Annotated in this window: 20 protein-coding genes and 1 tRNA gene; 4 read left to right on the forward strand and 17 right to left on the reverse strand. The window is 35.6% G+C overall.

The features are described from left to right. Positions 1-47: 47 nt before the first annotated feature. From thiI to GCWU000282_RS01760, 10 genes are all read right to left on the reverse strand, one after another. Positions 48-1,253, reverse strand: a complete 1,206-nt coding sequence (thiI, locus tag GCWU000282_RS01715; protein ID WP_023353261.1) for a tRNA uracil 4-sulfurtransferase ThiI — start codon at positions 1,251-1,253, stop codon at positions 48-50. After that, entirely contained in the window at positions 1,253-2,434 is a 1,182-nt protein-coding gene (locus GCWU000282_RS01720; RefSeq protein WP_023353262.1) for a cysteine desulfurase family protein, read from the reverse strand. The genes thiI and GCWU000282_RS01720 overlap by 1 nt, the downstream gene beginning before the upstream one ends. Positions 2,435-2,449: 15 nt before the next feature. Continuing rightward, the gene (locus tag GCWU000282_RS01725) at positions 2,450-3,190 is read right to left on the reverse strand and encodes a 16S rRNA (uracil(1498)-N(3))-methyltransferase (RefSeq protein ID WP_023353263.1); all 741 of its coding nucleotides are present in this window, start codon (positions 3,188-3,190) and stop codon (positions 2,450-2,452) included. A gap of 1 nt (position 3,191) precedes the next feature. Next, positions 3,192-4,208, reverse strand: a complete 1,017-nt coding sequence (gene prmA, locus GCWU000282_RS01730; protein WP_035038987.1) for a 50S ribosomal protein L11 methyltransferase — start codon at positions 4,206-4,208, stop codon at positions 3,192-3,194. A 333-nt stretch (positions 4,209-4,541) separates the two neighbouring features. Next, positions 4,542-6,287 carry an ABC transporter ATP-binding protein gene (locus GCWU000282_RS01735; RefSeq protein ID WP_023353265.1) on the reverse strand — a complete coding sequence of 582 codons (1,746 nt, stop codon included), beginning with the start codon at positions 6,285-6,287 and terminating at the stop codon, positions 4,542-4,544. Next, positions 6,288-8,075 carry an ABC transporter ATP-binding protein gene (locus tag GCWU000282_RS01740; RefSeq protein WP_023353266.1) on the reverse strand — a complete coding sequence of 596 codons (1,788 nt, stop codon included), beginning with the start codon at positions 8,073-8,075 and terminating at the stop codon, positions 6,288-6,290. It lies immediately after the preceding gene. Next, positions 8,065-9,534 carry an ABC transporter ATP-binding protein gene (locus GCWU000282_RS01745; protein ID WP_023353267.1) on the reverse strand — a complete coding sequence of 490 codons (1,470 nt, stop codon included), beginning with the start codon at positions 9,532-9,534 and terminating at the stop codon, positions 8,065-8,067. The genes GCWU000282_RS01740 and GCWU000282_RS01745 overlap by 11 nt, the downstream gene beginning before the upstream one ends. Then, positions 9,519-10,280 (reverse strand): energy-coupling factor transporter transmembrane component T, encoded by a 762-nt coding sequence (locus tag GCWU000282_RS01750; protein ID WP_242828917.1) that lies wholly within the window; start codon positions 10,278-10,280, stop codon positions 9,519-9,521. Before GCWU000282_RS01750 ends, GCWU000282_RS01745 begins: the two co-directional genes overlap by 16 nt. After that, entirely contained in the window at positions 10,222-10,818 is a 597-nt protein-coding gene (locus tag GCWU000282_RS01755) for an MptD family putative ECF transporter S component (RefSeq protein ID WP_035038990.1), read from the reverse strand. The genes GCWU000282_RS01750 and GCWU000282_RS01755 overlap by 59 nt, the downstream gene beginning before the upstream one ends. 140 nt (positions 10,819-10,958) lie before the next feature. Then, positions 10,959-11,597: a TetR/AcrR family transcriptional regulator gene (locus GCWU000282_RS01760; RefSeq protein ID WP_023353270.1), complete on the reverse strand. Its 639-nt coding sequence runs from the start codon at positions 11,595-11,597 to the stop codon at positions 10,959-10,961. 152 nt (positions 11,598-11,749) lie between these two features. On the opposite strand from GCWU000282_RS01760, the gene GCWU000282_RS01765 reads away from it, so the two are divergent. Further along, positions 11,750-11,832 (forward strand) — tRNA-Leu (locus tag GCWU000282_RS01765). Between the two features lie 45 nt (positions 11,833-11,877). Here the strand turns inward: GCWU000282_RS01765 and GCWU000282_RS15695 are convergent. The 5 genes from GCWU000282_RS15695 to ruvA are packed head-to-tail and all read right to left on the reverse strand — an operon-like array spanning position 11,878 to position 19,043. Continuing rightward, positions 11,878-14,607: an FtsW/RodA/SpoVE family cell cycle protein gene (locus tag GCWU000282_RS15695; protein ID WP_023353271.1), complete on the reverse strand. Its 2,730-nt coding sequence runs from the start codon at positions 14,605-14,607 to the stop codon at positions 11,878-11,880. Further along, positions 14,588-17,065, reverse strand: coding sequence for a peptidase U32 family protein (locus GCWU000282_RS01780; protein ID WP_023353272.1), 2,478 nt, complete (start codon positions 17,063-17,065; stop codon positions 14,588-14,590). Before GCWU000282_RS01780 ends, GCWU000282_RS15695 begins: the two co-directional genes overlap by 20 nt. 3 nt (positions 17,066-17,068) lie before the next feature. Further along, a complete protein-coding gene (locus GCWU000282_RS01785) occupies positions 17,069-17,395 on the reverse strand; it encodes a cell division protein ZapA (RefSeq protein ID WP_023353273.1) in 327 nt (108 codons plus the stop codon). An 18-nt stretch (positions 17,396-17,413) separates the two neighbouring features. Then, positions 17,414-18,415: a Holliday junction branch migration DNA helicase RuvB gene (gene ruvB, locus GCWU000282_RS01790; RefSeq protein WP_023353274.1), complete on the reverse strand. Its 1,002-nt coding sequence runs from the start codon at positions 18,413-18,415 to the stop codon at positions 17,414-17,416. A 13-nt stretch (positions 18,416-18,428) separates the two neighbouring features. Then, positions 18,429-19,043, reverse strand: coding sequence for a Holliday junction branch migration protein RuvA (gene ruvA, locus GCWU000282_RS01795; protein WP_023353275.1), 615 nt, complete (start codon positions 19,041-19,043; stop codon positions 18,429-18,431). Positions 19,044-19,327: 284 nt separating this feature from the next. Between ruvA and GCWU000282_RS01800 the strand changes: the two genes are divergently transcribed. The 3 genes from GCWU000282_RS01800 (at position 19,328) to GCWU000282_RS01810 (ending at position 23,494) form a co-directional block, all read left to right on the forward strand. Beyond that, entirely contained in the window at positions 19,328-20,680 is a 1,353-nt protein-coding gene (locus GCWU000282_RS01800) for an ATP-binding protein (protein WP_035038993.1), read from the forward strand. A gap of 307 nt (positions 20,681-20,987) precedes the next feature. After that, the gene (locus GCWU000282_RS01805) at positions 20,988-22,283 is read left to right on the forward strand and encodes an ATP-binding protein (RefSeq protein WP_035038996.1); all 1,296 of its coding nucleotides are present in this window, start codon (positions 20,988-20,990) and stop codon (positions 22,281-22,283) included. Between the two features lie 95 nt (positions 22,284-22,378). After that, the gene (locus GCWU000282_RS01810; RefSeq protein WP_023353278.1) at positions 22,379-23,494 is read left to right on the forward strand and encodes a ribonuclease H-like domain-containing protein; all 1,116 of its coding nucleotides are present in this window, start codon (positions 22,379-22,381) and stop codon (positions 23,492-23,494) included. A gap of 200 nt (positions 23,495-23,694) precedes the next feature. On the opposite strand, the gene nrdG is transcribed toward GCWU000282_RS01810, so the two are convergent. Then, positions 23,695-24,225 (reverse strand): anaerobic ribonucleoside-triphosphate reductase activating protein, encoded by a 531-nt coding sequence (gene nrdG / locus GCWU000282_RS01815; RefSeq protein WP_035039365.1) that lies wholly within the window; start codon positions 24,223-24,225, stop codon positions 23,695-23,697. Next, complete coding sequence (nrdD, locus tag GCWU000282_RS01820) at positions 24,225-26,429, reverse strand: anaerobic ribonucleoside-triphosphate reductase (RefSeq protein ID WP_035038999.1); 2,205 nt, start codon at positions 26,427-26,429, stop codon at positions 24,225-24,227. Before nrdD ends, nrdG begins: the two co-directional genes overlap by 1 nt. Positions 26,430-26,654 lie beyond the last annotated feature (225 nt).

Raw genomic sequence — 26,654 nt, forward strand, 5'->3', positions numbered from 1 at the left:
AAAAGAGAAGCGGCTTTCTTTTTTAATAGGAAATTTCTTTATACCCTCTATTCAACTTCCATAGGTTCGCAGTTTATAACTTCAATACTTTCCATTGTCTTTTTATATAACTCATCAATCACATCATCAAGTTTTCTTTCGTCCTTTTCAATCTTTGAAAGTAACGGTTTGGTTACAGGATGCTCTGCTACAAATATAGTACAGCAGTCCTCGAAAGGAAGGATGGATGTTTCAAATGTACCTATTCTCTGTGAAATATTGATAATATCCTGTTTGTCAAAGCAGATAACGGGACGGTATACAGGGAGCTCACAAACTGCATTTGTGGTAAGAAGACTTTGCATAGTCTGGCTTGCTACCTGTCCTATACTCTCTCCTGTTACAAGACCGAAGCACTCGTCTTTTTTAGCCAAATCTTCAGCTATTTTCATCATATATCTTCGCATTATTATAGTAAGCTCGTCATGCGGGCATTTTTCATAGATTGCAAGCTGGATATCAGTAAAATTAACCACATAAAGCTTGATATTTCCTGCATATCTGGCTGTAAGCCTTGCAAGGTCTACCACCTTTTGTTTTGCTCTCTCACTTGTATAAGGAGGTGCATGGAAATAAACAGCCTCTACCTTAACTCCGCGCCTGGCCATCATATAAGCCGCAACAGGACTGTCTATACCCCCTGAAAGCAGACACATAGCCTTACCTGCCGTACCTATAGGCATACCGCCTTCGCCCTTGATAGTTTCGGAGTAAATATATGCCTTATCCCTAAATTCGATTGTTATAAATTTGTCAGGGTTTTTCACATCTACAGTAAGTCTGTCACCATATTTCTCAAGGATAAGTCCGCCTATTTCTGCCGAAATCTCAGGAGAAGTCTTAGGCATTTTCTTATCGCTTCGCTTTGCCATTACCTTAAAAGTAAAGCTCTCTGTAGGATAACATTCTCCTATATAATTCACCGCTTCTTCATAGGCTTTATCCAAATCGGTTGTTTCCGCTATATACACAGGGCAGATGTGAAGTATACCCATTACCCTTTTAAGGGCATCAAGAGCACCATCGTAGTCAATATCACTCTTACCTGCCTCTACAAAAACTCTTCCGGGCTGCTTATATACCTTATAATTTCCCTCTATCTTCTTAAGGGAGTTGGCTATCTGACCAACAAGGGCATCTTCAAAGAGATAACGGTTTTTACCCTTTACACCTATTTCTGCATATTTTATTAAAAAAGCTCTATATTCAAACATTATTTTCTCCTATATTTTGAAAGTTCAGGTACCAATTCTTTAAGCATATCTACAGTATAATCTATCATTTCCGGCTCAGTAAAGACTCCAAAACTAAATCTGAGAGTTGAATCAAGTAAGGCTTCATCAAGCCCTATTCCCTTAAGAGTTCCGCTAAAATCCGGGTGATGGGATGAGCAGGCTGAGCCTGAGGATACATAAATTCCTTTTTCTTCCAAAGCATGTAAAAGTACCTCAGCCTTCACTCCGTTAAAGCTTACACTGACTATCTGTGGAGCGGTTTTTCTGATATTTTCTGTGAGGTTTCCTGCAGTATCTACTCCGTTTATGGTGCAGTCCGGAAAATTCTCAAGTAAAGCCTTTACAAACTTTTCTTTTATACTGTAAAGTTTATCTGTTTTTTCTTTATGGTCAGTATATATACTTTCAGCCGCTGCTCCGATAGCCGCAATTCCCGGCACATTTAAGGTACCTGAACGCAGGTTTCTCTGTTGACCTCCGCCATGTATGTACGGAGTAATACGTACTCCGTCTCTCACATAAAGAAATCCTATTCCCTTAGGAGCATGGAACTTATGTCCGCTTACAGAAATAAAATCCGCACCGAGTTTTTTTGTATTTATTTCAAATTTACCATAGCCCTGAATAGCATCTATATGAATTAAAATATCCGGATTCTTTTCACGTGCAAGCTTAATAATATGTTCCGCATCTGCTAAAGCCCCTATTTCATTATTAACAAGCATAAACGAAAGCATTATGGTTTCTTTATCTATGGCATTAACCAAATCTTCATCTATTATATGTCCAAGCTTATCCACAGGCAGATAGATTATATCATAGCCTTCTTTGGCAAGCACTTCCATCGACTGATACACAGAAGCATGCTCAAAACAGGTGGTCACTATCTTGTTACCGTAGCGTTTTCTGGTAGCAGCTCCCATAATAATAGCCTGATTATTTGATTCCGTACCACAGGAAGTAAAGATAATCTCACTTTTTTTAGCTTTAAGAGTTTTTGCTATCTTCTCTCTGGCTTCTTCTACAAAACGTTCAGCCTCAAATCCCTTTATATGCTTGGATGAAGGATTGGCATAGGCTACCTTCATAGTTTCATTCATTATATCAATTACACTGTCAAGCGGTCTTGTAGTAGCCGCATTGTCTAAATAACACTCCATTTTATATCTTCTCTCCTATACATCTATCTCAAAAGCAATTACTGAAACCAAGGCAAGCCCTGCCGTTTCAGTCCTAAGTATCCTGTTTCCGAGGCTGATTGGCTTTGCTCCCGCGTTTATTGCAAGTTCAAGCTCATCCTCTGATATTCCTCCCTCAGGTCCGATGAAAATGCCTATACTTTTTTTATTCTTAACTTCTTTAATAAGTTCACGAGCCTTATCCATACCTTTTTCATTTTCATACGGAATCAGGTTATATTCAAGACCTTCCGCCCGCTTAACAGCCTCATTAAAGGTAATAAAATCAGATACTTCAGGCACTACAGCCCTTCCCGACTGCTTGGCTGCAGTAAGGGATATGGTGCGCCATCTTTCAAGCTTTTTCTGCTCTTTTTTATTATCTTCAAACTTAACTATAGTCCTCTTCATCATTACGGGTACAATCTCAGACACTCCAAGCTCTACCGCCTTTTGGATAATAAGCTCCATCTTGTCTTTCTTTGGGAGCCCCTGAAAAAGCACAATTTTAGCAGGAAGCTCGGACTTACCGCCTTCACAGTCTATAATTCTACACACTATTCTATCAGGTAAAAATTCACTGATTGTGGCAGTATAAAGCAGCCCATCTCCTGCGGATAATTTTATCTCGTCACTTTCCTTCATTCTGAGCACATTTTTAATATGGTTTACATCACTTCCGGTAACATAGGCATTTTCACCGTCTATATTGCCGCTGTCTATAAAAAAATTTGACATCTTATTTCCTCGCTACAAGACAAACCCAGTCACCATCTACAGTATTAGACATCAACTCAAGTCCGGAGCTTGTTATTGCTTCAATCACTGTATCCGCAAGCTCTTTTACTATACCTGAACAGACGTAATATCCACCCTCTTTAAGTGCAGGTACTATAACAGGTGTAAGCGGCACTAAAACCGGTGCAAGTATATTGGCAACAACTATGTCATACTGCTTTTTGTAAAGTTCTTCACAAAGATCTTTATCTTCAAGCAGATTGCCTACTTCAAGCTTTGCTATATCATCTGTAATATCATTTATTAAAAGATTTTCTTTAGCAGACTTTACAGCCACCGGATCAATATCCATAGCATAAGCATATTTTGCACCTAACTTAAGCGCAGCTATTGTAAGTATGGCACTTCCACAGCCGACATCCAGAATTTCAGAGCCTTCTCTCACATATTTTTGAAGTTCTTCCACGCAAAGCCTTGTAGTTTCGTGTGTTCCTGTGCCAAATGCTACGCCCGGATCTATCTTGATTACTATATCACTTTCTGATATATTCTCAGGTTCCTCCCAGGTAGGCGTTATAACTATATTTTTACCTATTTTAAATGTATGAAAATAGTCCTTCCATTTATCAGCCCAGTCTACATTATCTGTTTCGGAGATATAGATTGCTCCGCTTCCGATATCTGCAAAGTTAGATACCTCTTCAAGTCCTTCTCTGATCTTTTCTATCAGTTCATCCGAATAAAAGGTTGCGACATTTTCGATACCTGTTCCACTGTTGTAGAATGCAGATGAATCCTCATCAGGTGCCCCGTCACTGATATAAAAAACAAGCTCCGCTTTTCCGTCATCAGGGAGGCTTTCAGGAAGAATATCCACATACATCTGCTTTTTTTCTGCTTCTGTAAGCGGAACCTTATCTATGACCTCCACCCCATATATGCCAAGTTCTCCCAGCATATCTATAATCAGGTCGGTTGCTTCAGTTGTAGTTTCCAAAGTGTATTTAAGCCATTTCATATGTTTTTCCTCCCATTTATCAAATCCATTTGCCATTTATATAATGCATAATTTCTATCTAATCAATACCATCACTACTAAACCAATTAAGTTTAACATAAATCAAACATTTTTGCAAAATTTCAGGATATTTTATCTTATAATCCGAGTGTTTTTTTGTCAATAACAGTTCTTTTAAAAACCGGTTTAACCTGTTATAACTTAACCTGTCTTATTAGTTAAAAATTGAGACTATCTTCTAAACAAAATTATATTTGTTAAGGTGACAGTCTCAATTATAAATCAATTAAATATTTAACTCCCTATGTAATGCTGCCTACTATATATGTATTTCTATAAGATTTTTATTCCTTTATTCTTTCCTTGTAGTTCAACCATATTTTTATAGATTCCGTCTAAATCCATTAAACTTTGGTGATTTCCTTGTTCCGCAATACTTCCGTTTTTAATCACAATAATATTGTCGGCATCTCTGACGGTATTTAATCTATGTGCAATCACTAATAATGTTTTGTTCTTTACCAATTCGCTGATTGCTTCTTGTATGTAGCTTTCATTATCTACATCTACACTTGCCGTTGCCTCATCAAGAATTACAATCGGTGCGTCTTTCAAAATACAACGGGCAATAGAAATTCTCTGTTTTTCACCACCTGACAGTGTTGCACCACCTTCTCCAACCATAGTGTCAAATCCGTCCGGCAGAGCCATAATAAAGTCATAACACCTTGCATTCTTGGCAGCTTCTATAACTTCTTCCTTTGTCGCATTCTCTCTTCCCATAGCAATATTATTAAAAATAGTATCTTGGAATAAATACACTCTCTGAAAAACCATACTGATTTCTGACATCAATTCTGAAAGTGAAATATCTTTAATATTTACTCCCCGAATCAATATTTCACCGGAATCTGTATCCCAAAACCTCGCCAATAGATTAGCTACAGTGGATTTCCCGCCACCGGACTGACCTACAAGAGCTGTCATTGTATTTTTTTGTATATCAAAACTCACATCATGCAAAACTTCCTTATCATCGTAAGAAAATTTCACATGATTAAATCTAATTTCAGGTTCAGATAAAATGTTTGACGGTAATTGCTTTTCCCCGGTATCCTTTAGCTCTGCTTCATTCAACACTTCTTCAATACGATCTAAAGCAGCATTCATAACTGTAAGTCTTGTAGCCTCTCCATATAGGGTTTTCAAAGGGCTAAATAAATCAAATAGAAACAAAAGCAATCCTAAAACATAGGGAAGTCCTAATGCTCCATGAGTATAAAGATATAAGGCTACAGCCAAAATAAGAATAATTCCGATTCCATAGATAATATTCAACCCACTTATCCAAGGAGTTATTTTCTTTTCAAACTTTATGGATGTATCTTTCGATGATTCAAAACTATCTGTAAGTAATTTTGAATTTTCACCTAAAAGATTGTAACTTTTGATAACACCCATTCCTTCTGCAAAGGATAATACAGCCTCAGTTAATTTTTCACCTTGTTCCTGTCTGATAACCGCTTCTGATAGGGACATTTTATTCATTCTGTTTGCAAGTAATGTTGCTATAGTAATTATACCTACTGCGATAAGCCCAATTCTATAATCCATAACAAACAGGAATACAGTCAGTACAAAAGAAGATAATACATAACTCATCATATTAGCAATGGTACTCATTGACACTTCTTCAATAAATGCCATATCTGAACTTAAAACAGAATTGATTTTTCCTAAATTCCCTGCTGTAAAATAACCCATTGGAAGTTTTCTGAGATGATTACCTAATTCCATTCTTTTATCAGCAAAAATCATAAATCCGGCAGCGCTTTGTAATTTATCACTCAAGAAATGAACCAGTGCTTGAGCAAGAACTATCATAATAAGTCCGATTCCTACCTGTAGGAATGTTTGGGGAGTTACTGTTTTTTCATAAAATCCTATTAAAACAGTAAATGCAATAAAAATAGGTATTTTGCTTAATATAGATTCAATAAATGCAAATAAAAATGCCGATTGAATTCTAATCTTATATTTTCCTGATAAGTTCAAAATTCTTGAAATTAACTTGAACATTTATTTCACACCCTCCTTATTTTTACTGATTGTCCAATCCTTACTAAACATGGTTGCATTCCATAGTTTTCGATATTCTGCCGAAGACTCCAATAAGTCCTGGTGTTTCCCCTTTGCAACTAAATGTCCCTTATCCATAACCAATATTTGATCTGCATCTATGATAGACGGCAACTTATGAGCAATAACAATCAGAGTCTTTCCTCTCACAAGTTCAGCTATAGCAGCTTCCATCTTTTCTTCATTTTCCGGATCTGCGTATGCTGTTGCTTCATCTAAAACAATAATCGGAGCATTCTTCAAAATAGCCCTTGCAAGTGATATTCTTTGACGTTCTCCTCCTGATAACATCTTACCTGCTTCACCTGCTAAAGAATGAATACCTTTTGGAAGTTTATCTAAGAATTCCATGCACCGTGCTTTTCTCGCTGCCTCCATTACTTCTTCATCACTGGCAGATAAGTTTCCAACACGAATATTCTCTAAAAGAGATGTATTAAATAAATACTGGTCTTGCGCTACATAAGAGATTTGTTTATTAAGTGCTTCTAAACTCATATCTTGTAAATTTTGACCACCAATACTAATACTTCCATCTGATACATCATAGTAATGAATCAAAAGTTTAGCTAAGGTACTTTTTCCGGAACCAGACTCCCCAACAATAGCTGTTTTTTCTCCGGACTTTGCTATAAAACTTAGATTATGAATGACATCCTTAATATAGTTTTCAGACTGTCCGTTTTCACCCATCTTGCTTAATTGGTAGCCAAAACTAACATTGTCATAAAAAACAGTTTTATCTGTTCCCTTAAACTCTTCTTTGCCTTGCTGTATAGGCTCCATATTTAATGCCTGTTCCAAAGCTGAAATCTTATAATTAAGCTGTGGCATAGTTGGTAAGAAGCTCAAAGCCTTAAGCAATGGCAACCCAATACTTAATGAAAGACATAATACCAATATCAAATCAGAAAGATTTGCATAACCCATATAGACAAAATATCCTCCCAGTGGCAATGTCAATATAATTGTGCATGGAAGTAAGGCACTGTATAATGCCATCCAGCCCCAGGCGGTCTTATACCAGGCAAGTGCATAATCCCTATAATTACTAATATCTTCTGTAAATTTTTTATAAGATTCTGTTTCTTTGTTAAATACCTTTACTACTTCCATACCGTTTACATATTCTATAATAGTATTGTTCATTTTTCCGCTTGCCATATAATATGGTTCCATTTTTTTCATACCTACGGAATACATAATCATCATTGCAACAATACTAAGTGGAATAGACGCTAATGACATCAGCGCAAGTCTCCAATCAATGAAAAACAACGCAATGTAAACTATTACCGGAACCACTAAATTGGCAAGTCCTTCAGGCAACGAGTGTGCCAAAAGAACTTCTAAGCTGCCAATATCATCTACAAACATTTTTTTGATAGTACCGGTTCCTTTTTCTTCAATCACGCCTAAAGGGAGATTATCCATCTTTTTTTGTAAAGACACTCTAAGCCCAAACAGTGTGTTATATGCTGCTTTATGTGATACATTAAGTCCCAATCCACCCAAAACAGCTTGTAAAACCAAACAACCCAAAATACTTAACAACAAGATAATAAGTTTGGAAAATTCCAACTGTTCTCCTAAAATAAGCGGATTTATAATTTGATATGCAAATATAAAAGGTAAAACACCCATCAATACACTTATGAGCATAATAAAGCTTGCTAAATGTATAGATTTTTTATGCGAGCCTGCATAGTTAAAAACCTTATTTAACATACCCTGCCTCCTTAAACAAATTTTCTTTTTTATTCATGAAGTCCATTATCATATTTTCGTTACCCTTTACAGCTATTTTTTTATAATCCCTGTCGCCAATCATCAAAACAAAGTGGCAGGTCTTAAATAACAATTCTAAGTCGTGAGTGATAATAATAATCGGAACTTCTTCCGCCTTTTTTATAATTAGTTCAGACATAATCCTCATACTTCTATAATCAAGGCCTGATGTCGGTTCATCCAAAACAATCAGCTTGCGATTTGATAAAAAGGATGTAATAATTGCCAATCGTTGTTTTTGTCCACCGGACAATTTCTGTGGGTGATTGGTCTTCTTATTCCACAAATCTGTTGCTTTTAAGTAATTACGGATTTCTTCCAAATCACTTTCTGAATTTTTGTCTTTACAAAATATCAATTCATTTTCTACAGTGTCTAAAAAAATCTGAGCATCTACATCTTGTAAAACTAAATAAGAATTCTTTACTCTTTCCTTTTTGTTCTTCGCATAGCTCACATCTAAATGTTTTTCAGAAAGTCCACACAATGCTCTTGCAAGTGTGCTTTTACCGATTCCGTTAGAGCCGATGATTCCCATGATTTCTTTTTCTTTAATATCAAAAGTTAAATCTTTTATCAACACTCTTTTGCCCTGATGGATATTAGCTTTATCGACTTTGATACAGATTTTATTATCCACAGGCTCCGTTTCTGACACAAGCTCCTTCTCATTAAGTGTTCTTAGTTCAAGCTCTTTACACTTTTTATTATTAAGCTGTCCTTTTTGAAAAACATCCTGTATTGTTCCATCTTTGATATAGACCAATCTGCTAAAAATATCTTTTAGGTAGTAAAGTCTATGTTCGGCTATTATGATTGTCTTTCCTAATGCTTTTAAGTTAATAAGAACTTCAGTAAATTTTCTTATACTGTCGTAATCCAAACTGCTTGACGGTTCATCAAAAAAGATAATCTCTGTGTCATAAATAAGAGTTCCTGCTATTGCTACTTTTTGTCTTTCACCTCCGGATAATTCAAAAACAGACTTTTTTCTTAGATAACTTATTTCGAGTAAATTCATTGCTTCTTCAACTTTTTCTTTTAAGATTTTTCTCTCTAAACCTAAATTTTCACCAACCAAAACAATTTCATCTTCAACTACATCGCAAAAAAATTGGTCTTTAGGATTTTGAAATATATTACCTATATATTTTGCAAGTTCTCCTTTTTTATATAAACTTATATCTTTCCCCAATAACTTGACTTCACCATTTAAATCACCGGTGTAAAAAGATGGTATCAACCCATTTAAAAGCCTTAAAAGTGTGGTTTTCCCACACCCTGAAAGACCTGTCAATATAATAAGTTCTCCTTTTTTTACAGATAGGCTTAAATTTTTCAGTATCAAATCTTCTCCATAAGAAAAGGATTGTACTTCTGCTTCTAAAATATTTTCCATACACTCACTCCAACTAATGCTATACCGATCACTAATATTAAAATATCAAAAACACTAAATTTAATTTCGTGAAAACATGTTTTTTTACCATCATATTCAATCCCCTTAGATATAATCGAACAAGTCAATGTATCGCTTATATCAATACACTTATACATTAGTGGAACAAAATATAATTCAAATGACTTTATCGGCTTAAAGATACTTACTTTAAATCTTCTTATTTTCATTCCGTTTCTAATTTCTTTCATTCGGATAGATATTTCCGGAACAAATCGAAAAAATATTGTAATTCCTATACCGGCACAGCCTCCAACTCCTATTTTTCTAAATGCCGCCAACAAATGGGATGAACTATATGACGATAACACTCTTCCTAAAATAAAAATAGGAGAAAACTTTAAAACTATAAGCAACATTGTATATATTGAACCAACCAAAACATTTCCCAAGAACGGTTTTAACAGATAAACCATTCCCCATATAACTATTATTGTACATATAGCCTTAAAGGTTTTTTTACAGGTAAACAGAAACAACAATCCCAATGCAAAAATAAGTGTAATAAAATATTGAAATTGTTCTCCCACTGTTAAAACCACCGAAAACATCAAGATCAACCCCACTATAGTAAGTGGGGTGATATTATTTGATAGTCGGTATTTTTCTTTGTTATTTTTTCTGCCTTTACAAAACACTTTTTTTCTTCCTATCACTAAAAAATTTATTGTAAATATATGTTCCAAAATAAGCTCCTATAATAGATGCAATAGCAGCAATCAATAAGCAGATTGATATATTCTTAGGTGTGTAAAAGTCATTAAGAAACGTTGCATAATCCGTTGTAAACATCTTTGGAAATTGCTTTGTAAGTCCTTCGACACCAAATACAAAAGTAAAATACATAGCATGTAGAGAATAAATAAACATGCCTGTCCCAAAAGCAACTCCAACTTTCATATTCTTTTCTACATAGTTTTCTTTCTTACCAATTACAAGTTCCGCTAGAATCCCTGCAATAGCACAAATCGCAATTACAGGCCACATGCCCATAAGAACATAAAACACTCCTATCAATAAAAAGTACAAAAAAGCCGTTCCTCTTTCTGCAACCTGTTTACACATAATTACAAAAACAGGTGCAACAATAATCGTTGGCAATGCTGAAGACAAATACAAACTTGGAATCATTCCAAATGTTCCTGTCAAAAATCCCAATCCCATTGTCAACACAAATCCAATAACAGAAAATACTGCTACCTTCACGATACCTTTTAATTTCATAATACTTCCTCCTGGTTTTTTATTTAATATTCTTCTGTTTATCATCCAGAAATAATATTCTTCTTAGTTATTGAAATAAAAAAATATAGTTTTATTGAGTCCAAATATAACTAAGTTATATTTGACGCAAAAAAAAATCTTTACAAACCTCGTATTTTCCCCCATCCTTCATTAAAAAAGTTTGAAATTAAAATTGCATTTTGTTTTACTTCTTCTCTGTCCTCAGAATGTACAGCAATTTCTGATAAGGCATAAAAATATGCATGGTTAAGTAAATGAATCCCCCTATTTGTTATTCTATCATTAACATGGTTTGCACCATAAATCATACCTAATATTTTTAAATGATTTTTGTCTTCAATTTCTATCAGTTCATCCAAAAAACTGCTATATTTAGTTCCATAAGAGCCAAACACTAAAAGCTCAAACACATCTTTATTCTCAAAAAAATATAAAACCATATCTATCGCACCCTGTGCTTTTAACTCCAAAATCCTTTGAATGGTTTCTTTTTCTATCTTTTTTTCTTTTTTATAAGCACAAAAACTTTTATTCTCATACATGGCATAGTATCTTTTAATTTCTATTATTAGAGGTTCTACCAGTTCCGCAAAAAGACTTTCTTTATCCTCAAAATGACCATAAAAAGCCCCGGTGGTCACACCGGCTTCTTTGCATATAGCTCTTAAATTAGCCTTTTCAAATCCTTGCTCCTTAAAAATCTTTTTGCCACAGTCTAATATTTTTTTATGAGTTACTTCATAATCGCCATTTGCCAACTTATTTCCCTCCTTTCTTCAAAAATAACTTTGTTATATTATAACACTTGTTATATTTAATTTCAAGGTAAATAATTTATCAACCAACTCTTATTTATTTTCTGCAAGATACTTGCATATTTTAAAAAATTGTGCTAAAATACTTTTGTTTTGCAGGAGTGGCGGAATGGTAGACGCATCAGACTCAAAATCTGACGATAGCGATATCATGTGGGTTCAAGTCCCATCTCCTGTATTTTTTTATTTTAAATGGAAATTCCTGTTGAATTTCCATTTTTGATTATTTCCAGTTTGCGAATACTTTATATGCCGCATCAACTCCCGAATAATTTCCTCTTCCTTCTCCTTCAACTACAACGCTTATCGCTATTTTCTTCCCGTTCTTTTCACCAAAGCCCATAAACCAGGAATGATCTCCCTTGGTACCGTCTTCCTTCTTATATTCGGCAGTTCCTGTCTTTCCGTAAATATTATAACCAAGCCATGAAAGCTTTCTTGCCGTACCCTCAGTAACTACAGCCTTCATAAAGTCTTTAAGAGTTTCAGCCTTTTTCCCCGAACAAAGTTTTCCTACCTTTTCAGGAAGAAAGTTTTGAATTGTTATTTTCCCATCCTGAGTTGTTATTTTCTCCACTGTATAAGGCTTCATAAGCACACCGTTATTGGCTATCACAGAGGCAATCAGTGCATTGTGAAGCGGCGTAATCTGAGTCTTTCCCTGACCTATTGAAGTCTGCATAATTTCATCCGTATCTGAGGAAGAATTTAGCACAAAACTGCTCTTTGAAGTAGTAAGCGCAAAAGGAAGTTCTTTATTAAACAGGAATTTCTCTGCCAGCTTCATATACTTATTCTTGTTAAGTCCCAGGCCAATACTTGCAAATGCACCATTACAGGACTTTGCAAATGCTGTCCTTAAGTTTTCTTTTCCATGCTGTATCCTGTCAAAACAGGCTATACTCTCTCCGCTAACTGTATACACACCGGTACAGTTAAAACTGAACTTATCATAGTCCTTATGCTCATTAATATACTCAAGAGCAGTAATCACCTTAAAGGTAGAACCCGGTGGATAAAGTCCGCTTGTTGCCCTGTTTACCAGCTTAGCATCTTTTGCAGGAAGATTTGAAAGTGTATCCCAATCAGCAAGTACAGTATTCGGATCATAATCAGGCTTAGATACCATTGCAAGCACCTTGCCTGTTTCAGGCTCAATAATCACACCCGCCCCATGAAAGCCGTTAAGTGCATTATCCAGAGACTTTTGCAGCCTGCTGTCTATGGTTGTAACCACATTATCTCCCTTATTTTTAACCTGATTCAACCTTTCAATTACTCTGGTTATCACATTGTCATTTGACGTCAGAAGCTCATAGTTCATAATAGCTTCTATCCCCGTCTTGCCGGATGCATTTCTGCCTACAATATGGCTGTACATATCCCCATAAGGATAAACTCTTACACTTTTACCGTTTTCTTCCCTCGTGTAGGCAAGTACGTCTCCGTCCGCTGAAAGTATCTTCCCTCTTGACACAAAGGCAGAATATATATCAGTCCTTTTATTGTAAGCATTATTCATAATCTTGGGTGCGGTATCGAATTGAAAATATGTAAGATACCCCACCATAGCCACAAATAGTCCTATTATAAGATAAGTAAACCCTACAGGTTTCTTAATAGGCTTTGCAGCAACTTCTTCATTATTGATAACTTTCTTATTTCCCGCTATATACAGTCCCTGAATTACACCGAATATTATGATTGTACTAATAATAGAGCTTCCTCCCTGACTGACAAGGGGCAGAGTTACCCCTGTAGAAGGAATAAATTTCACAGTACCCCCTATGGATAAGAATGTCTGAAATGAATACATGGTAGCGCAGCCTATGGATACAAGCTGATGAAAAGAATTTTTAGTACGCCAGGCCAATAATATAAAAGCTATAATCGTACAAAGATATATAAGAATCAGACAAAATCCAAAAAGCAAACCTAACTCTTCGCAAAGACCCGAAAAGATAAAGTCACTTTCCACTACAGGAGTATTTTTAGGTGCTCCGTTTCCAAGGCCAAAGCCAAACCAGCCACCGCTTCCTATACCAAAAAGAGACTGGGTAACCTGATATCCCTTGTCATCTATATATTTCCAAGGATCTACAAAGGCTTGTACCCTTACTCTTACATGGGAGAATATATAATATCCGGCAACTGCCGCAGCCATTCCTCCTCCGGTAAAAAGCCCCAAAAGCTTTACACTTCCGGTTGCAAAGTATGTCATCACAACAAAGGTAGTAAAAAACAGCATAGCACCGCCAAGGTCTTTACTAAGCACAAGCAAAAGTACCATTACAGCGGTAAGTCCGGTTGTTATTATAATCTGTTTGAGACTTCTACTAACATAGAAGAGTGAGGCTATCATAAATATTAAAAGTATCTTTACAAATTCAGAAGGTTGTATGCTTATTCCGAAAATCTTTATCCAGTTTTTGGCACCGTATTGAGCTTTTGCACGTAAAAATACATAGGCCAATGCACCTATTCCCGTGACCGCATAAAGATAACCCATGTTTCTTAACATCACCATTTTCTTAATCAAAACAGGCAAAACAAGGCAGACGGCCAAAGCCATAGCCGCAAATACAGTCTGTTTTACTCCCCATACATAATTCAGCCTTGTTACAAATACAAAGCCTACAGCTATAAGAAACTGCATATGAAAAAATAAAGTCTTAAACAATTTCTTATAAAAAATTCTGTATAGAAATGTAGAAATTATAAATAAAAATACCTGTACAAAGTAGAGAATTGTAACCTTAATTTCCGGAGTTCTTAAAAATATGCATAAGAAACCTGCACAATGAAACATCAAAATCAAAACCGGTTGAAAAAAGTATATCTCACCATTTCGTTTTTTATCATTATTAACAAAGCCTATGAAGCCCAAATAGGCATAAATAGCCGTAATTATTATAATTATATACTTAGACAGCTCACTTATTAAACTTTGCAAACTTCATTACCTCTCTTACTTCTGTTTCCGTTTCAAAAGAAAAATCTAACCTTAAAAAGTCAGGTGCCAGCTCTTTTATTTCGTCCATTTTATCAAATAAATTAAGCGGTTCATCCTGATAAATATAGTTTGTACAGCTTTCACAATCTTTTATAACAGGAAATTTCCCCTTCCCGCCATCAGATTTATTCTTTTTATTTTCTATGTAAAGAACATCGGGAAGCGGTTTCTGTCCCTTTTTTAACTCCTTTACGCAGGCTCCTTTATTTTTCCACTGACACTGAGTCATAACCATCAACTCTTCTCTTCCGTATACAACCAGTGAAAGCTTGGATGGCACCGAAATATTATCCCTGACAAGCTCAGCTTCCCTTAAACTCTGCTCAAGAGAGGCTGTATAATGATGAATATTAAAATCTGCAAGGGTTTCTACGGCTTTGGAGTTAAATGTATAAAGATTGGTGTCCGCTATCATTTCAAGAGGAGCATCCGATATGCCAATTAATTCTCTCACAAAATTTATCTCCTCAAGATTTCTTACCATAAAGCCTTTAATTCTTAAAAGCACATCAAAGCCGTCCTCATTCTCAGAAAAATACCTCATATACTTTTTCTTTGTTTTGCTTCTAAATATTTCAGGCAGCCTGATATATGCTTTTCTCAGGTCAGCCTCAATCATGTCCAGTCCCTGCAACAAATAAGCAAAACCAAAAAGTTCAAGATTAACAATAAGTTCAGCCTGCTCTTTGACATTTTTAGTCAGCTCCAAAACTGTTTTCAGCTGTTCTACGGATGAAACCACTATTTCATAATCAGGCTTAAAAACAGGTTTCGGAAACAGCTTTAATTCATTATCAAATGTTATAACCGGAATTTTCATCTGTTTTTCTGTTATAGCATGATATAATGCCTCACAGGCTGTACGTCTGAGTTCATTTAGAGCAGACATAGGGAAAAATACCTCTCCTGCAAGTATTGCCTCTATATCATTTCTGTCCATTGTAAACTCTGTATCTCCAAGCTTTAAAAGCCCGTCACGAACCCGGTTTTCTTCTATAGGCCTGTTTTCAGCCCGCAGACAGACAGCACCGTTAACGGTTATACTCGTATCCTCCGTAAAAAGTGTCAACATAAGGACATTATCAGGTTCTGCATAAAAGCTTGCCTTAATCTTCTTTTTAAGCGGCTTTAATATAATATCTTCCGTTATACTGTTAAGCAGTTTCTCATTTTTAGTTCTATATACCGATAACCCCGCTTTTACCGGCAGCCCTTTGGTAAAATTGGCTTCAAAATTCTCACCTGCTCTTTTACCGTCTTTAAGTGTAAATTCATAAACAGGCTCGGTAGGTCTGTTCTCAGCCCTTATTTCAACTACATCATGGGCATTCATTTCTTTTGCGGCATTAATAATCATTACATTTTTTCTGCCGTTTGTAATCACATTTTTGACCGTTCCAACAAATACTCCGTTGTGGTTAGGTCTGGTATTCGCCATCATTTCAAGTCCGTTATGATTAACCAGATAGCCTTTTGTAAAACTGCCTCTGTTATATATATCGGAAAGTTTTTCTATATCTGAATTTCTCTCTCTTACAGCCTTTTCAGAATTAAAATATTCCTTTCCGTTTTCCAAATATACATCTGTCCATTTTCTGTATAAATATGCCGTAAGTGCTGCGTATTCAGGTCGTTTCATCCTTCCTTCAATCTTAAAAGAATCTATGCCGGCTTCTGCCATATCCGGTATCAAATCTAAGGCACAGATATCTTTGGGGCTTAATAAATATGGCTTAGTTTCCAAACTTCCTGTCGGTTTAATTCCGTTTGAATTATCTCCTGCATAGAGGTTGTAACTCATACGACAGGGTCCCGCACAGCTGCCCCTGTTGCCGCTTCTTCCGCCATTCATAGCCGACATAAGACATTGCCCCGAATAACAGACACAGAGTGCCCCATGAACGAAGCACTCTATCTCTACTTTTTCTTTCTTAAAGGCAGCAACCTCCTGTAAGGACAATTCTCTTGAAAGCACAAGTCTTTTTACATCAAATTTCTTAAGAAGATTTACTGCTCCCGTATCACATACTGTCATCTGGGTACTTGCATGCAATACAAGGTCAGGGAAATTTTCGTGAAGGAATTTTAATACTCCAAAATCCTGTACAAGTATAGCGTCAATACCAGCCTTATAATATGGCAGGACATAGTTATAAAGCCCTTTCATCTCATCTTCTTTGATAAGGGTATTAATAGTCATATACAGTTTTTTGTCATGTACATGCGCATAATAAATGGCATCTACCAGTTCTTTTTCTTCAGGATTATCTGCATAAGCTCTGGCTCCAAAATTTTTACCGCCTATATAGCAGGCATCCGCCCCTCCGGCAAATGCAGCCTTCATCCTGTCTACGGAGCCTGCCGGTGCCAGTATCTCAATTTCTTTTTTCTTATCCATCTGTTACTTGTGTTTTTTCCCTCGTTCCTCTTCTTTTATTGAAATGAGTTCATGTTTTAACTCAAATAATTCTTTATCTCTCTTTTCTAATTCTTTCTCCACATCTTCCTTTTTTTCAACCATTTTATAGTATTCATCAGCAAGATTTAGTTGTATCATAAGATTTTTGTGTTTATCGTCCAGATGTTTATATCCGTCTTCCTTTGAAAGCTCCGTATATTTTGAATTCAGAAACAGAGCCAGTTTCTGTAAATATTCTTCACTTTCATATCCGCTTATAGTATACTGCTTATTATTAATTATTACTTTGATATCATTTTTTTCATTCATAATTTTACCCCAAACATTTTATCTAAGCCCTAAATGTGTATAGGCCAGGTCTGTAACTATCCTTCCTCTTTGTGTTCTCGCTATAAATCCCGACTGGATTAAATATGGTTCATATACATCTTCTATTGTAGCAGTATCTTCTCCTATGGAGACCGCTATAGTTTCAAGTCCTACAGGACCTCCGCCAAACTTTTCTATCATTGTAGTAAGAATCTGTCTATCTATATGGTCAAGCCCATAATTATCAATATTTAGTAAGGTAAGCACCTCGGCTGCAACCTCTTTTGTAAGCTTACCGTCATATTTTACTTCAGCAAAATCTCTTACTCTTTTCAACAATCTGTTGGCAAGTCTTGGAGTTCCTCTTGAACGTTTTGCCATTTCAAGAGCAGCTTCATTTTCAATCTTAACACCCAAAACTTTTGCAGAACGCATAATTATAGTTTCAAGCTCTGTTAAATTGTAATATTCAAGTCTGTTTACAACACCAAATCTGTCCCGAAGCGGTGCCGAAAGCATCCCCGCTCTTGTCGTTGCCCCTATCAGAGTAAATTTAGGAAGTTCCAGTCTTATGCTTTTTGAAGTTGCACCTTTTCCGATAACCACATCTATAGCAAAGTCCTCCATTGCCGGATAAAGCACCTCTTCCACCTGCCTGTTAAGTCTGTGAATTTCATCTACAAAGAGTACATCACCCTCTTTTAGATTGTTTAATATGGCTGCTACATCACCCGGCTTTTCTATAGCCGGTCCGGAAGTTATCTTGATATGAACTCCCATTTCATTGGCTATAATGCCTGCAAGTGTAGTCTTGCCAAGTCCGGGCGGTCCGTACAAAAGGACATGATCAAGCGGTTCTTTTCGTCCTTTGGCAGCTTCTATATATACCTTCATCATTTCCTTGGCTTTCTTCTGACCAATATAATCAGTCAAAAACTTCGGTCTTAAGGTATCGTCATTTCTAATATCTTCCTCAGAAGCTATGGTTGATATTATTCGTCTTTTTGTATCGTTTTGCATCTAATCTAACCTTTTACATCAAATTTTTAAGAGAGAGCTTAACCAACTCCTCAGAAGTCATTTCTTCATACATTTCTACCGTGCTTATAGCTTTTACAGCCTCTGTCTGACTATAACCCAGAGCCGTAAGCACCTGTACCGCCTCATCTTTTATCTCGCTATTTATTCCTATTGTTAAAGCAGCATTATCATAGATTTCAGAGCCGGTATTCTGAGGTGTTTTTATAATACCTACTTTGTCCTTAAGTTCAAGCACAAGTTTCTTTGCTGTTTTAGCACCTATCCCCTGAGCCTTTTGTATTGTCTTTGTATCCTCAGAAAGTATGGCAAAGGTAAGAATATCCGTAGGCATTGATGAAAGAATAGCTATTGCAGCCTTAGGTCCTATTCCGTTTACCGTAATCAGGAGTTTAAAAAAGTCCAAATCTTCCTTTTCGAGAAAACCGTAGAGCTGCATTACATCCTCTCTTACATGCAAATATGTATGAAGCTTTATATTTTCATCTATCTTTGGAAGAAGGTTTATAACTGTGGTAGGAACTATAGCCTCTACTCCCAGTCCGTTTACATCTATAATCACACTTTCGGTTGTCACACCCTCTAACTTTCCCTTTACCGAGGCTATCATAAATCGTCTCCTGCATCTATTTAATATCATTACGTAAGCAGTTCTATGATACAACAAATAGGGCTCTATGTCAAAGTTTAGGTGTGAAAAAATAAGACTGAACATTTGCAAAATTCGTGAAAAATCAGCTTAAGACATTTCTTGATTTCGTGAAAAATCAAGACAAAACATTTCTTAATTTCGTAAAAAATCAACATAAAACATTTGCAAATTTCGTGAAAATGAGTTATGATAAATTCAATAAACATTTGATTTATGCATATTATAAGATACATGGAGGCAACATGATTTTTAAAAGAAAAATGTATTTCAAGCTTTTAGAGTGGAAAGAACTTTCATCCGGGGAAACTGCTGTTATGCTTGAAGGAGCAAGAAGAATCGGAAAAAGTACTCTAGTTACGGAATTTGCAATAAATGAATATGATGACTATCTCCTGCTTGATTTTGCTAAAGAAAATAATGATATAAAGAATATTTTTTTAGAAGAAATTGGAGATTTAGATAATTTTTTTAGAAATTTATTTTTACTTAAAGGGAAAAAGCTTAAAGAGAAGAAGTCTGTAATAATATTTGATGAAGTTCAGCTTTTTCCTAAGGCAAGGGAGGCTATCAAATACCTTGTAGCCGATGGAAGATATGATTATATAGAAACCGGCTCACTTATTTCAATCAAAAAAAATGTCAAAGATATTTTAATTCCTTCTGAGGAATATAAGCTAAAGATGTATCCTATGGATTTTGAGGAGTTTTTGTGGGCCTGTGGTGATGAGGTTACTATGCCTGTAATTGAAGAAAATTTTAAAAATAAAAAGCCTTTAGGTGAAACATTACATAGAAAAATAATGAAAACTTTCCGTACCTATATGGCTGTTGGAGGTATGCCACAAGCTGTAAAAGCTTTTGCGGAAGGAAAAACTTTTGAACGAATTGATTTTATAAAAAGAAGCATTTTAGACTTGTATGAAGCAGACCTTGCCAAATACGATGAAGAAAACAAAGATAAAGCTTCTATTATTTATAAAACAATCCCGGAACAGCTTGAAAACAAAAATTCGCATTTTAAATTTTCTCTTGTAGATAAAAGTGCAAGGTACAAAAACTATATAGACGCTGTAAATTTTGTAGCTGAATCAATGATAGGAAATGAATGTATAAATGTAACTAAGCCTGAAATTTCTCTGGAACTTTTTGCAGATAGAAGCAATTTTAAGCTATACCTTGGAGATACCGGGCTTTTAGTTACACAGATAATGAGAAATGCTGATGAAACTGATGAAAATTTGTATAAATCTCTTATTTTTGATAAATTAGGTGTAAATCAGGGGATGATAATGGAAAATATAGTAGCACAGATGCTTAGGGAAAGAGGATATAGCTTATATTTTCACGAGTTTTTATACACGCCCTATGAGTCTGACAAAGAGAAAAAATATGAAATAGATTTTTTGATTGTAAAGAAGAAAAATATATGTCCAATAGAGGTAAAATCATCCGGATACAAATCTCATAAATCTTTTGATTATTTTATTGATAAATACAGGTTAAAGACTTCTGAGAGATATATCATCTATACTAAGGATTTTAAAGAGGAAGATGATATAACTTATATTCCGATTTATATGGTTGGGATGTTGTAACTTAGGAAATGGGACTGTTACACTAAGTAAAAGCGCCATAAAATATAGTAGATTAATTATTATTGCGAGACTCATTATTGCTGTATTTTGTGTATTTTATTCAATCAACCTTTATTTTTCCTTGAGTTTCCATATTTTACCGGTAAAACATTTATGCATTTTACAAGATATTTTATAGTTTTCACATTTTAAGTATCAAAAACGCGGTTTAATCTTGCATAATTGATATATAAGATGTAAGATAGTATTACATTAATAGAAATATTGTAAACTATAACCCTATGATTATCACTACGGAGATAAAAATATGTATAGAATGATTATGGAGCAATTAAAAAAATGGAAAATAAGTACTTCCAGAAAACCGCTAATCATGTATGGTGCAAGACAGATAGGAAAAACTTATAGTCTGCTTGAATTTGGACAGTCGGAGTATGACAATGTAGCATACTGCAATTTTGAGAACAGTTCAGAATTAATAAGTGTATTTGAAAAAGATTTAAACCCTGAACGGATAATTAATGAGCTTTCCATACTTAAAAGCATAACAATAATTCCCGAAAAAACTTTAATTATATTTGATGAAATACAGGGCTGCGAAAAAGCACATACTTTTCTTAAATATATGAATGAAACTGCCAATGAATATCATATTATTGCTGCCGGAAGCCTCCTCGGACTTGCTCTTAACAGGGGCAATTTCTCTTTTCCCGTTGGCAAAGTTGACACCATAAATATGTACCCTATGACTTTTGAGGAATTTATTATAGCTTTAGGAGAAACCGCGCTCAGAGATATAATAATGGACGCTTCAAAAATTTTTTCACCATTAACTGAAGCAATCCATACAAAAGCTCTTAACCTGTATTATACATATCTCGCTGTAGGCGGATACCCGGAAGCTGTAGTACGATATATTGAAAAGAAAGATTTTAATTTTGTAAGGGCTGTGCAGGGTAATATTGCCGATGCTTATATCTCTGACATGGCAAAATACTCCACCCCTTCCGATACAGTCAAATCAATTTCAGCATATAACAGTCTTCCGGCACAGCTTGCCAAGGAAAACTCTAAATTTATGTATTCGGTTATAGGAAGCAATGCCCGTGCCAAGGATTATGAAAGTGCTTTGCAATGGCTTATTGCCGCCGGTGTGGTAATCAAATGTAATAAGGTAACTGAAGGCAATCTTCCCTTAAAAATATATGAAGATGCTCTTTCTTTTAAAATGTATTATTCAGATGTAGGGCTTCTGTCTATGAAGTCGGAGCTTCCCGCAGAAAACATCGTGCACAATCTAAAAATTTCCGATAAAATGAGAGGAATATTGGCTGAAAACTATGTAGCCGAAGAATTGTCTGCAAAAGGTATAATTCCATACTATTGGGCTTCAACTAATAAGGCAGAGGTTGATTTTGTCATTCAGACAGGTGGTAATGCCATCCCGGTAGAGGTAAAATCCGCAGATAATGTAAGATCAAAAAGTCTTAAAATATACAGTGATAAGTATAAACCTGAATTTTCATTTAGATTTTCGGCTAAAAATTTCGGCTTTGAAAACGGGATAAAGTCAGTACCTCTGTATGGGGTGTTTACTGTTTGAATATAATTCAATCTCAGTAGATAGTTTTTACCGGAATATCTGCTATAATAATCTCATAAAGATTTATAATATCACCTTAAAGGAATAATAAAACTATGCTAACAGAAACTAAAATACTTGACAGTGAAACCTTTGTCCCGCCTTATAATCTTCCTCCGGAAGAAACCATCTACTTTGATATAGAAACTACCGGATTTTCAGCCGATGTTACTGCTCTATATCTTATCGGCTGTATATATTATGATGATGGCAAATGGAAGCTAATCCAATGGTTCGCGGAAGATAAAAACTCCGAAAAAGAAGCCCTGACATCCTTTTCTGACTTTTTACAGGATAAAAAGTATCTGATTTGTTACAACGGAACCACCTTTGATCTTCCATACCTCAGAAAAAAATATGAAAAACATAGTTTGGAATTTAATACAGATAAATTTGAAATAATTGATTTTTACAGGGTATTCTCTTCGTACAAAAGTTTTCTTGGGATAAAGGGGCTTAAACAAAAAGATGCTGAAACTTATCTTGGTATATTCAGGGAGGATAAATTCTCAGGCGGAGAACTTATAGAATGGTATGCAAGGTATTTGAAACTTAGATTCAGCGATTCACCGGAAAAAGAAGAAATCTATAAGACTCTTATTTTGCATAACAGCGATGACTTGGTAGGAATGGCTAAACTTACAGAGCTCTATAATTTTCTTCAAGCTATAGGTAAGCTTATAAACTCCGGTGAACCTCTTGATATTAAGTATGAGATAAAGGACAAGATAAATACAATAGTGCTTTCTACATTTGTAGATTTTGATTTCATTAAAACTACCAAATTCTCTAAAGATGATTTTTATCTTGAAATAATTTGCGAAAATGCAAGAAATAAAGTTATTTTAGCTTTAGACATCTTTGATACCGAACTTAAATTATTTTATAAGGACTACAAAAACTACTATTATCTTCCAAAAGAAGATACGGTCATTCATAAAAGTCTGGCAGCCTTTGTAGATAAAGAAAATAAGACAAAAGCCACTGCAGCCAACTGCTATACCAAACATTCGGGAAGTTTTGTAAAAATACCCGAAGAACTTGACCTGCCTATACTAAGGACTGATTATTCCGATAAAATGTTATATACCCTTCTTGATGACAGGTTGCTTAATTCAAATGAAAAATTAAGCATAATATTCAAATCCGTACTAAGGTATATTATGAAATAAACTTAAACTTTTAGGGATGTAACACTAAGAAAAGATATACAAAAGATTATGATTGGTTAACAACAACTCAAAATTATTCACACCATAAATCACAGACCTAATATTCCGCATTGTACAGTAGAATAAACTGTTTTCGGTCTGTGATTATGGGGTGATATTACCAAATACCTATAAAATATCGCAATTTCAGGCCTGTTTAATCAGTTCATATACTCAGACAAAACCACCTTATTTTCAGCTATACTTCTTTTCATATCTATTATACGCTGATTAGAGCTTCCTCTGAATTTAAGACTCAAATCCTTAAGTTCAAGCACAAACTTTCCATCTACAAGTACATCTGTATTTTCAAGTATTTCCATTGTACACTCACAATGACAGCGTGAATTTGCACTATCAAGCAATTCTTCAAAGGTATAGCCCGAAAACAGCCAAATTGTTTTATCAGGCATTTCATTTTTAATTTTCTTAACAAGCCCTACTATGCCTTCCTGATTTCTGACTTCCATAGGCTCTCCGCCCAGAAGGGTAAGACCTGCAATAAATGACGGAGAAAGGGAAGATATTATCTCCCCTTCTACCTCTGTAGTATATTCTAAGCCTGCATTAAAATCCCAGGCCATTTCATTGAAACAACCCTTACAATGGTGGGTACAGCCGCTTACAAAAAGGCTCGTTCTTACACCCGGTCCATTGGCTATATCAAAATATTTTATTTCACTGTATTTCATCATAAATGAAGAACTCTCTCCGCTATCTCTTGAGTGCGTCCCTGATTCCAGTACTGTGTACCGATGTAACCGCAGGTACGCCTTGCCACATTCATCTTATCCTGGTTTCTGTTACCGCAATTCGGGCATTCCCAAACAAGCTTTCCGTCCTCATCTGTTACTATCTTAATTTCTCCGTCAAAACCGCAGCACTGACAATAATCGCTCTTGGTATTTAACTCAGCATACATTATATTATCATAAATATACTGCATAATAGAGATTACAGCCTCTACATTATTACTCATATTAGGTACTTCCACATAGCTTATGGCCCCGCCCGGAGAAAGCTTCTGGAAGTCCGACTCAAACTTAAGCTTTGAGAATGCATCTATTTTTTCAGATACATGCACATGGTAGCTGTTGGTTATATAATTTCTGTCAGTTACTCCTTCGATAAGCCCGAAACGCTTCTGCAAACACTTTGAGAACTTATATGTGGTTGACTCTAAAGGTGTGCCGTATACTGAATAGTCTATGTTTTCTTCCTTCTTCCACTTATTACAAGCTTCATTTAACTTCTCCATAACCTTAAGAGCAAATTCCTTGCCTTCAGGTGAAGTATGGCTTGCATTCTTCATATATCTGGTCATCTCATAGACTCCCGCATAGCCAAGGGAAATAGTTGAGTAGCCATCATAAAGAAGCTTATCTACCTTCTCACCCTTTGCAAGCCTTGCTATAGCACCATTCTGCCAAAGAATAGGAGCCGAATCCGAAAGTGTGCCCACCAATCTGTCATGTCTTGCTCTCAAAGCTCTGTGACAAAGGTCAAGTCTCTCATCAAGGATTCTCCAGAATGCAGCCTCATTCTTCTTAGATGAGCAGGCTACATCTACAAGATTAATAGTTACCACACCCTGATTAAATCTTCCGTAGTATTTATGTTTTTTATCATCAAAATTCTTGGCTTTTGCTATATTTCCTACACCTGCATCCGTGAATCTGTCAGGTGTGAGGAAGGAACGGCATCCCATACAAGGATAAACATCACCTTTTTCTCTGAGCATAATCTTCTCAGATATATAGTCAGGTACAAGACGTTTAGATGTACACTTTGCAGCAAGCTCAGTAAGGTAATAATACTTGCTGTCTTTAGCTACATTATCCTCTTCAAGTACATATATGAGTTTAGGGAAAGCAGGTGTAATCCATACTCCCTTTTCATTTTTAACACCATGCATACGCTGATTAAGCATTTCTTCTATCACAAGAGCGAGATCATCTCTGATTTGGCCCTCAGGAACCTCATTTAAGTACATAAATACCGTGATAAAAGGAGCCTGTCCGTTAGTAGTCATAAGTGTGATTACCTGATACTGTATAACTTGTACGCCGCGCCTTACTTCCTCGCGTACTCTAAGTTCGGCAACCTTATTTATCTTATCTGTATCAAGTTCTACTCCGGCCGCCGCAAACTCCTTAGCCACCTCTTTACGATACTTCTGTCTGCTCACATCCACAAAAGGCACAAGATGACTGAGAGTAATACTCTGTCCGCCATACTGGTTACTTGCTATCTGCGCAATAGCCTGAGTAGCTATATTGCAGGCAGTCGAAAAACTCTTAGGTCTTTCAATCATGGTCTCTGAAATAACCGTTCCGTTTTGGAGCATATCCTCAAGATTAACCAGGCAGCAGTTGTACATATGCTGCGCAAAATAATCACTGTCATGGAAATGTATAAGCCCTTCTTCATGTGCCCTTACTATATCCTGCGGCAATAAGAATCTTCTTGTAATGTCCTTACTTACCTCTCCTGCCATATAGTCTCTCTGAACACTGTTTACAGTAGGATTTTTATTGGAATTCTCCTGCTTAACCTCTTCATTATCACATTCGATAAGGCTTAAAATCTGATCATCCGTAGTATTGGACTGGCGAACTAAAGCTCTTTTATATCTATAGGTAATATATTTTCTGGCTACATGTGTTTTACCGGTTTTCATCAGTTCATCTTCAACCAAATCCTGAATTTCTTCAACACTTAAAGCTCTATTCATACTACTGCACACTTTAGTAACATTCTCTGTAATCTTAAGCACTTCTTCCTCAGAAAGTTTTAAATCATCTGCAACAACCTCATCATTGGCTTTTTGAACAGCCAGCTTAATTTTATTGCTGTCAAATATACTTTCCTGACCACTTCTTTTGATAATCTTCACGGCAATCACGCTCCCTTAAATATATTAACATTGTAGAACCGCCACAACCACCCGATACAAGCAGTTTTCAGCATTTTTTATACAAGTTATTGTTAATTATTGATGTAAAGTACAATATCTTGTGTTCCTGCGTCTACTATCATAATATATTCTACAGGAAAATGAAAGCCCTTTTTAAATAAATCTAAAAATATAATAACACAATCTCATTCATATAATTTTCTT

It is taken from the genome of Catonella morbi ATCC 51271 (genome assembly GCF_000160035.2).
Lineage (GTDB): Bacteria > Bacillota > Clostridia > Lachnospirales > Lachnospiraceae > Catonella > Catonella morbi.

Bases quoted from the DNA above. Each gene is read 5' to 3' on its own strand.
- thiI (WP_023353261.1), bottom strand. From the start codon at position 1,253: ATGTTTGAATATAGAGCTTTTTTAATAAAATATGCAGAAATAGGTGTA.
- GCWU000282_RS01720 (WP_023353262.1), bottom strand. From the start codon at position 2,434: ATGGAGTGTTATTTAGACAATGCGGCTACTACAAGACCGCTTGACAGT.
- GCWU000282_RS01725 (WP_023353263.1), bottom strand. From the start codon at position 3,190: ATGTCAAATTTTTTTATAGACAGCGGCAATATAGACGGTGAAAATGCC.
- prmA (WP_035038987.1), bottom strand. From the start codon at position 4,208: ATGAAATGGCTTAAATACACTTTGGAAACTACAACTGAAGCAACCGAC.
- GCWU000282_RS01735 (WP_023353265.1), bottom strand. From the start codon at position 6,287: ATGTTCAAGTTAATTTCAAGAATTTTGAACTTATCAGGAAAATATAAG.
- GCWU000282_RS01740 (WP_023353266.1), bottom strand. From the start codon at position 8,075: ATGTTAAATAAGGTTTTTAACTATGCAGGCTCGCATAAAAAATCTATA.
- GCWU000282_RS01745 (WP_023353267.1), bottom strand. From the start codon at position 9,534: ATGGAAAATATTTTAGAAGCAGAAGTACAATCCTTTTCTTATGGAGAA.
- GCWU000282_RS01755 (WP_035038990.1), bottom strand. From the start codon at position 10,818: ATGAAATTAAAAGGTATCGTGAAGGTAGCAGTATTTTCTGTTATTGGA.
- GCWU000282_RS01780 (WP_023353272.1), bottom strand. From the start codon at position 17,065: ATGGATAAGAAAAAAGAAATTGAGATACTGGCACCGGCAGGCTCCGTA.
- GCWU000282_RS01785 (WP_023353273.1), bottom strand. From the start codon at position 17,395: ATGAATGAAAAAAATGATATCAAAGTAATAATTAATAATAAGCAGTAT.
- ruvB (WP_023353274.1), bottom strand. From the start codon at position 18,415: ATGCAAAACGATACAAAAAGACGAATAATATCAACCATAGCTTCTGAG.
- ruvA (WP_023353275.1), bottom strand. From the start codon at position 19,043: ATGATAGCCTCGGTAAAGGGAAAGTTAGAGGGTGTGACAACCGAAAGT.
- GCWU000282_RS01800 (WP_035038993.1), top strand. From the start codon at position 19,328: ATGATTTTTAAAAGAAAAATGTATTTCAAGCTTTTAGAGTGGAAAGAA.
- GCWU000282_RS01805 (WP_035038996.1), top strand. From the start codon at position 20,988: ATGTATAGAATGATTATGGAGCAATTAAAAAAATGGAAAATAAGTACT.
- GCWU000282_RS01810 (WP_023353278.1), top strand. From the start codon at position 22,379: ATGCTAACAGAAACTAAAATACTTGACAGTGAAACCTTTGTCCCGCCT.
- nrdG (WP_035039365.1), bottom strand. From the start codon at position 24,225: ATGAAATACAGTGAAATAAAATATTTTGATATAGCCAATGGACCGGGT.